At 61.6% G+C, this 7,434-nt stretch carries 4 protein-coding genes and 2 pseudogenes; 4 read left to right on the forward strand and 2 right to left on the reverse strand.

From position 1 onward, the window contains the following. Positions 1-130: 130 nt before the first annotated feature. Positions 131-526 (forward strand): DUF4396 domain-containing protein, encoded by a 396-nt coding sequence (locus ABY454_RS11670; RefSeq protein WP_372930870.1) that lies wholly within the window; start codon positions 131-133, stop codon positions 524-526. A 144-nt stretch (positions 527-670) separates the two neighbouring features. Here the strand turns inward: ABY454_RS11670 and ABY454_RS11675 are convergent. Next, positions 671-802 (reverse strand): annotated as a pseudogene (locus tag ABY454_RS11675) ((2Fe-2S)-binding protein); the annotation flags it as partial. A 108-nt stretch (positions 803-910) separates the two neighbouring features. Further along, positions 911-2,467: an MFS transporter gene (locus ABY454_RS11680; protein ID WP_372930872.1), complete on the reverse strand. Its 1,557-nt coding sequence runs from the start codon at positions 2,465-2,467 to the stop codon at positions 911-913. A gap of 226 nt (positions 2,468-2,693) precedes the next feature. On the opposite strand from ABY454_RS11680, the gene ABY454_RS11685 reads away from it, so the two are divergent. The 3 genes and pseudogenes from ABY454_RS11685 to narH form a co-directional block, all read left to right on the forward strand. After that, positions 2,694-3,131: a CBS domain-containing protein gene (locus tag ABY454_RS11685; protein ID WP_372930874.1), complete on the forward strand. Its 438-nt coding sequence runs from the start codon at positions 2,694-2,696 to the stop codon at positions 3,129-3,131. Positions 3,132-3,507: 376 nt separating this feature from the next. Further along, a complete protein-coding gene (locus ABY454_RS11690; RefSeq protein WP_372930876.1) occupies positions 3,508-7,260 on the forward strand; it encodes a nitrate reductase subunit alpha in 3,753 nt (1,250 codons plus the stop codon). Next, positions 7,257-7,434 (forward strand): annotated as a pseudogene (gene narH, locus ABY454_RS11695) (nitrate reductase subunit beta); the annotation flags it as partial. The gene ABY454_RS11690 and the pseudogene narH, both read left to right, overlap by 4 nt.

Here is a 7,434-nt window from a genome sequence, read left to right on the forward strand (position 1 = left end):
CAAGACTGACATAAGCCTACGCCGATCGATCCCCCGCCGATAGAGCAGAGAAGCAACAGAAGTCAGAGAATTGCCAAAGCCTTGGCCAGCTGCCATGGCCCTTTGCGCAAGGATTGGGCAGGTGCAACCCATGAGTTTTCCCGAGCTCCTGTCCATGAACTGCCTCATGGGCGGCATGCTGCCGGTCTCCGTGCTCGCCTTCGCCGGAAACGCCGCCGCGCACGATCCCTCAGAGCCGCTGTTCTGGTTCCGCATGTCGCTCGCGCTGATTGTCGGCGCCGCGTTCGCCTACCCGATGAACTGGTGGCTCGTGGCGCACCACCTCAAACACGGCATGGTCACGGTGCGGCCCGAAGGCGAAGCGGCAAAACCGATGCCCGGCATGGACAAGAAGATGGATATGGCCGCGAAAAGCGGCTCGGCCCTGCCCGCCCCCTCCCCGCCAGTCTGGGTCATGGCCATCGTGTCGTTCGCCGTGTTGGCCACCGGCGTGGCGGTCGCAATCATCTTCGGCGGAGCGACCTAGGCACAGCCCACGCACGCCGAGTGCGCGCCGCGATCCAACGCGATTAGGAAAGTCACCAGCAGTAACGGTCTGATTGGCAGTGCCCGATTTACCCCGTTGCGCCTGCGAGGACGCGTTCCCCCTTAGTAGCCTGATGAGCCTCTTGATTTCCAGTTGGCAGGACCCGCAATTCGTGCCCGCCTTGAGATGTTCGCCGGCCGCCTCCACGGAGACAGCATCGCCGCTTGCGATCAACACCTGAATAGCCGACAGCCCCATGCCGAAGCAGGCACAAATTGAAGCCGTTGGGCGAGGCTCTAGGAATTGTGCTCGGCGAAGGGCTTGTAAGTCCGTGCCCGCGGCGGATCAGGGCCTCGTCCGCCCACCAGCCAGCCAAGCTGCCGGCTACTTAGCAGCCCGGCGGCTGATCAGGGCGAAGCAAATGACAGCGCCGAGCAGCCCCGCGATCGCCATCATCACCATGACGCCGGAAAACCCGCTGTCGAAGGCGCTCCCCATGACCCCTTCAAGCTTCCGTGCATCGTCGGGCGGAATTTGCGCCATGGCGCGTGCGATCTGACTTTCCGAGCCATGGACGAGCGTGACCTTCAGTGAATCGAGATCCGGGGTCGTTGAGGCGACGCGGTCGACGACAGGATCGATAAGCCCGCGCTTGATATATGACGCCACGACACTGCCCACGGCCGTCCCGGTGGCGAGGCCTGCGAACATGCATGTGTTGAGAACGCCAGACCCTTGGCCTGCGTTCGCATCGGGCAGAACACTCAGTCCCACCCGCGGCAGGAGAGCCCAGTTGAACCCGACGCCAATGCCGAGGATCGTCAGCATCCACCAAATGTCGCTATAGCGTGTCTGATGGTCGATGCCGTGCATCAGCCAAAATCCCACCACCAGCGCCAGCATTCCGGCGGTGACCGGCAAGCGGAAACTGCCGGGCGCAATCAGCCGCGGCAGGATAAGCGACACCACGAACATCGCCGACGTAAAGGGAAGCAGGGCAAGCCCGGCTTGCGAGGCGCTGAAATGCAAACCTTCCGGCGCCTGCAGGAAAAGATTGGTGAAATACAGAATGCCCATCTGGGTCACGCCGTTCAAGAACATGCCTAGCGTTGCGGCCACGTAGTCCAAATGGCGGAAAAAGCCGAACTGGATGAGAGGGTCGGCAGCCCGGAGTTCCCGCACAACAAACCCAGCGCCGCCCAGTATGGCCGCCGTGAAGAGCGCCAAAGTCTGAAACGATGTCCAGCCGAACAGCGGGCCGCTGGTGAGGCCATAGAGAAAGGACACGAGCGTCACAAAAAGGAGCGCGATGCCGAGAAAGTCTATCCGCTTTTCGGTATCGAGCGCACGCGGAACCAGCCCTAAGCGGACGACCCAGAAACTCAAAGCTGCGACAGCGGCGAGAATGGCGATGTCGAGCCCGAAGATCGCGCGCCAACTGACCACGTCTGTCAGAGTTCCGCCAATCAACGGACCGAGCGCGAACCCGAGAGCCACCGCAGCCGCCCACAGGCCATGTGCGGCCGCGCGCTTCTCGGGCGGCGCGGTGACGCTGATCAGCGCGACCGAGGTCGCCATGAGCGCCGCAACGCCGGCGCCCTGAAACGCGCGACCTGCGAGCAAAACGGCGGCATCGCCAGAGAAAGCGATCGTGATCGAGCCGATCGCGAAAAGGCAGAGCCCGACGGCAAAAATGCGCATCATGCCGAACGTGTCGGCGAAATGGCCCATGGCCGCGAGCGAAACCGCCGACGCCAACATATAGATATTGATCACCCATTGGAGCGTGTCGACATCGAGGTCCAGGCTCGATTTGATGGCCGGCAGGGCCGTCATGACCGCGGTGGTGTTGTAGGCCACCTCGAAGGCGCCGGCGCAGGCCGCCGCAACCACCAGCCAGAACCTGGAATCGTGACCGGCCTTGGCCGTCGCCTGCGCCATATGTAATAAGTCCCCCCTCGTGCCGCCCCCGTGGGCGTTGCGATCAGTCTATCTCAAAGTCGTTGGGAAGGCGCGCCCGCGCGGATTGTAGCGCTGGCGCCCCGGGAATCGAGCCCCTGTTTCCGGCGCGAGAGGAAACCCAAGGCGTCTTGAGCGAAATCAATGCGGTCCGAAGGGTTGCTGATAAGCTTTTGGGTCGATCATCGTCCAAAGGGGGTGATGTCCGATGCCGACCGTGAAACATGTGCTTGATAAGAAGGGCCGCGACGTCCACAGCATCGGCCCAAAGGCTTCTGTGTTCGATGCCCTCAAAGTCATGGACGACCACGACGTTGGAGCGCTGGTCGTGTTGGACGAGGGTCGGCTTGTCGGCCTCATAACCGAGCGCCACTACTCACGTGAGATCATCTTGAAGGGCAAGACCTCGCCGCGGACGCGGGTCGGAGACATCATGTCGACCAAAGTCATCTGCGCGCTGCCGCAGCAGTCGGTCGAGGAATGCATGGCCGTGATGACTGCGCGTGCCGTACGCCACCTTCCTGTTCTGGAGCACAAGCAGGTGGTCGGCGTCGTATCAATCGGCGATATGGTGAAGGCCGTAATCGACGATCAGAAGTTCATCATCGAGCAGCTGGAGCACTACATCCACGGGCACGTGCACTAGGAGCATTTACCCGTGAATGCACGTGGGGCCGCGCGTCCTATTTCCGCCCTTTTACCAGTGCCATCCCCGCCTTTTGAGGCTCGGGAATAGCCCATAGAAGCCGGTCCATCGGCTGGAAAGTTGACTTAGGTCAACGTCCCTCGGGCATTGCCGGTCAATAGTTAGGGGTGCCTCAAAGGGGCTTTGCCCACGCATGAGGCGTTCGCTAGGGGCTGGGCAGCACAATGGCGACGACAATCACCTTATCCGACCGCCCCCGTGCGCAGCTCGGCCGCGGGACGGAACGACTTTTCTCAAATTTCTGCATTGCCATCTGCCGACCGTGTGGTGCGTGCGAACGCGCCAGGCGGATCGTCGTGGGTGGAGGGAGAAACACGTGAGCCATTTCCTTGACCGTCTCACCTTCTTCAACCGTGTCGTCGACGATTTCTCGGACGGTTATGGCGTCGTCACCCGTGAGGACAGACGATGGGAGGACGGTTACCGCAAGCGCTGGCAGCACGACAAAGTCGTCCGCTCCACCCATGGGGCCAACTGCACAGGCTCCTGCTCGTGGAAGATCTACGTCAAGGGTGGCATCGTCACCTGGGAGACGCAGCAAACCGACTATCCGCGCACGCGGCCTGAGCTTCCCAACCACGAGCCGCGCGGCTGCTCGCGCGGGGCGAGCTATTCCTGGTATCTGTATTCCGGGAACCGGGTGAAATATCCGCTGGTGCGCTCGCGCCTATTGCGGCTGTGGCGTGAGGCGCGCACCAGTCTGACGCCGGTTGCCGCCTGGACCTCGATCGTCGAAAACCCCGATAAGCGCGCGGCTTATGTGAAGAAGCGCGGGATGGGCGGCTTCGTGCGCGCGACTTGGGACGAGGTCAACGAGCTCATCGCAGCGGCCAATGCCTACACCGCGAAGACCTACGGGCCGGACCGTGTGATTGGATTCTCGCCGATCCCGGCAATGTCGATGGTCAGCTATGCCGCCGGCTCGCGATATCTGTCGCTGCTCGGCGGCGTGTGCATGTCCTTCTACGATTGGTACTGCGATCTGCCCCCGGCCTCGCCGCAGACTTGGGGCGAACAGACCGACGTGCCGGAAAGCGCCGATTGGTACAATTCCGGTTTTCTGATCTTGTGGGGCTCCAACGTGCCGCAGACGCGCACGCCGGACGCGCACTTCTACACGGAGGCACGCTATCGCGGCGCCAAAAGCGTCGTCGTTTCGCCGGATTACTCGGAGGCCTCGAAGTTCTCCGATCTCTGGCTGTCGGTGAAACAAGGAACCGACGCAGCGCTGGCCATGGCGATGGGCCATGTCATCCTCAAGGAATTCCACGTCGACCGGCAGGCGGAGTACTTCAGCGACTACGTTCGCAAATACACCGACATGCCGATGCTCGTCCGGCTGGTGAAACAAGACGGCAAGCTGGTACCCGACCGGTTCTTGCGTGCGAGCGAATTCGCCGACGGGCTTGGCGAGACGAACAATCCTGAATGGAAGACCGTCGCCATCGACGATGAGTCTGGTAACGTGGTGGTCCCGCTCGGCTCAGTCGGCTTCCGCTGGGGCGAGAAAGGCAAATGGAATCTTGAGGAGAAGGCGTCCGACAAGGCGGAAGTGAAGCTCCGCCTGTCGCTGGCCGGCGCCACCGATGAGACCGCCGAGGTGGCCTTTCCCTATTTCGGCAATATCGAGCACGAACACTTCGCCTCAAGCGACCACGCAAGCGTGCTGGCGCGAAAGGTTCCGGTGAAGCGCGTCACGCTCGCCGACGGCGAAGCGCTGGTGGCGACTGTCTACGATCTCTTCCTTGCCAATTACGGCGTCGATCGCGGCTTCGGCGGCGACAACGTCGCGAAGAACTTCGATGACGACACGCCCTACACGCCGGCATGGGCCGAGGCGATCACGGGTATTTCTCGCGACAAGATCATCGCAGTGGCGCGCGAGTTTGCCCTGAACGCCGAGAAGACCAATGGCCGTTCCATGATCATCATCGGCGCGGCGATGAACCATTGGTACCACATGGACATGAACTACCGCGGCGTCATCAACATGCTGGTGATGTGCGGTTGCGTCGGTCAGTCAGGCGGTGGCTGGTCGCACTATGTGGGGCAAGAGAAGCTTCGCCCGCAGACCGGCTGGCTGCCACTTGCGTTTGCACTCGACTGGGCGCGCCCGCCACGCCAGCAGAACTCGACCTCGTTCTGGTACGCCCACAGCGATCAGTGGCGCTACGAGACACTCGACGTGAAGGAGATCCTGTCGCCGACGGCGCCGGCCGGCCCGTGGGACGGCGCGCTGATTGACTACAACGTCCGTGCCGAACGCATGGGCTGGCTCCCATCCGCGCCTCAGCTCGAAGACAACCCGCTTACTGTCGCCGCCAAGGCGAAGGCCGCCGGCCAAGAGCCGAAGGACTACGTCGCGGACGCGTTGAAATCGGGCGAGCTGAAACTGTCCTGTCACGACCCGGACAATCCGAAGAACTGGCCGCGCAATCTCTTCGTCTGGCGCTCGAACCTGTTGGGGTCCTCTGGAAAAGGGCACGAGTATTTCTTGAAGCATCTCCTTGGCACCGCGAACGGCGTCATGGGGAAGGACCTTGGTGAAGAAGGGAAACAAAAGCCGGAGGACGTCGTCTGGCACGAGACCGCACCCGAAGGAAAGCTGGACCTTCTCGTCACCCTCGACTTTCGCATGTCGACCACGTGCATGTACTCCGACATCGTTCTGCCGACGGCGACCTGGTACGAGAAGAACGATCTCAATACCTCTGACATGCATCCCTTCATCCACCCGCTCACGTCAGCAGTGGATCCGGTCTGGGGCGCACGCAGCGACTGGGAGATCTACAAAGGTATCGCCAAGGCCTTCTCCGAAGTGGCCCCGGAGATCCTTGCAAAAGAGACCGATGTCGTTCTGGCTCCTATCCTCCACGACACGCCGGGCGAGATCGCCCAGGCGCTCGACGTCAAGGACTGGAAGCGCGGCGAGGTCGATCCGATTCCCGGCAAGACCATGCCACAAGTCGCAGTGATCGAGCGCGACTATCCCAATCTCTACCAGCGGTTCACGTCGCTGGGGCCCCTAATGACCAAGCTCGGCAACGGCGGCAAAGGCATCTCGTGGAACACGGAGCACGAGGTCGACTTCCTGGGCCGGCTCAACGGCAAGGTCGAGGGCGGAGCGACCGACGGGCTACCGCAGATCGAGACCGACATCGACGCGGCGGAGGTGATCCTCACGCTGGCGCCGGAGACGAATGGCGAAGTGGCGGTCAAGGCCTGGGAGGCTTTGGGCAAGACCACGGGCCGCGAGCTCACACATCTGGCGCTTCCGAAGGAGGACGAGAAGATTCGCTTCCGCGATTGCGTCGCACAGCCCCGCAAGATCATCTCCTCGCCAACCTGGTCGGGCTTGGAGTCCGAAAAGGTTTGCTACAACGCGGGCTATACAAATGTGCATGAGCTGATTCCGTGGCGAACGCTGACCGGACGCCAACAGCTCTATCAGGACCATTTGTGGATGCGCGCCTTCGGCGAAGGCTTCTGCGTCTACCGTCCGCCGATTGACACCAAGACTGTTAAGCCGGTCATCGACCGCAGGCCGAATGGCAACAAGACAGTCGTCCTCAACTTCATTACGCCCCATCAGAAATGGGGCATCCATTCGACTTATACCGACAATCTCCTGATGCTGACGCTGTCTCGCGGCGGTCCCATCGTATGGATCAGCGAGGTCGACGCGCAGAAGGCTGGCATCGTCGATAATGACTGGATCGAGGCCTTCAACACGAACGGTGCGTTGGTTGCCCGCGCTGTCGTCTCCCAGCGCGTGAAAGAGGGTATGTGCATGATGTATCACGCACAGGAGAAGATCGTGAACGTGCCGGGCTCCGAGCAGACCGGTCATCGCGGCGGCATCCACAACTCAGTAACACGCACTGTGGTGAAGCCGACGCATATGATTGGCGGCTACGCGCAGCAGTCCTACGGCTTCAACTACTACGGCACTGTCGGGTCCAACCGCGACGAGTTTGTCATTGTACGCAAGTTGAGCAACGTCGACTGGCTCGAAAGACCTGCCGCGGACGCGGCCCCCGAAGCATCCCCCATGGAGGCCGCAGAATGAAAGTCCGCGCTCAAATCGCGATGGTGCTGAACCTGGACAAGTGCATCGGCTGTCATACCTGCTCGGTCACTTGCAAGAATGTGTGGACCAGTCGCGAAGGCATGGAATACGCCTGGTTCAACAACGTCGAAACGAAGCCCGGCATCGGCTATCCGAAGGAGTGGGAAAACCAGG

It is taken from the genome of Methyloceanibacter sp. (assembly GCF_041573655.1).
Taxonomy (GTDB): domain Bacteria; phylum Pseudomonadota; class Alphaproteobacteria; order Rhizobiales; family Methyloligellaceae; genus Methyloceanibacter.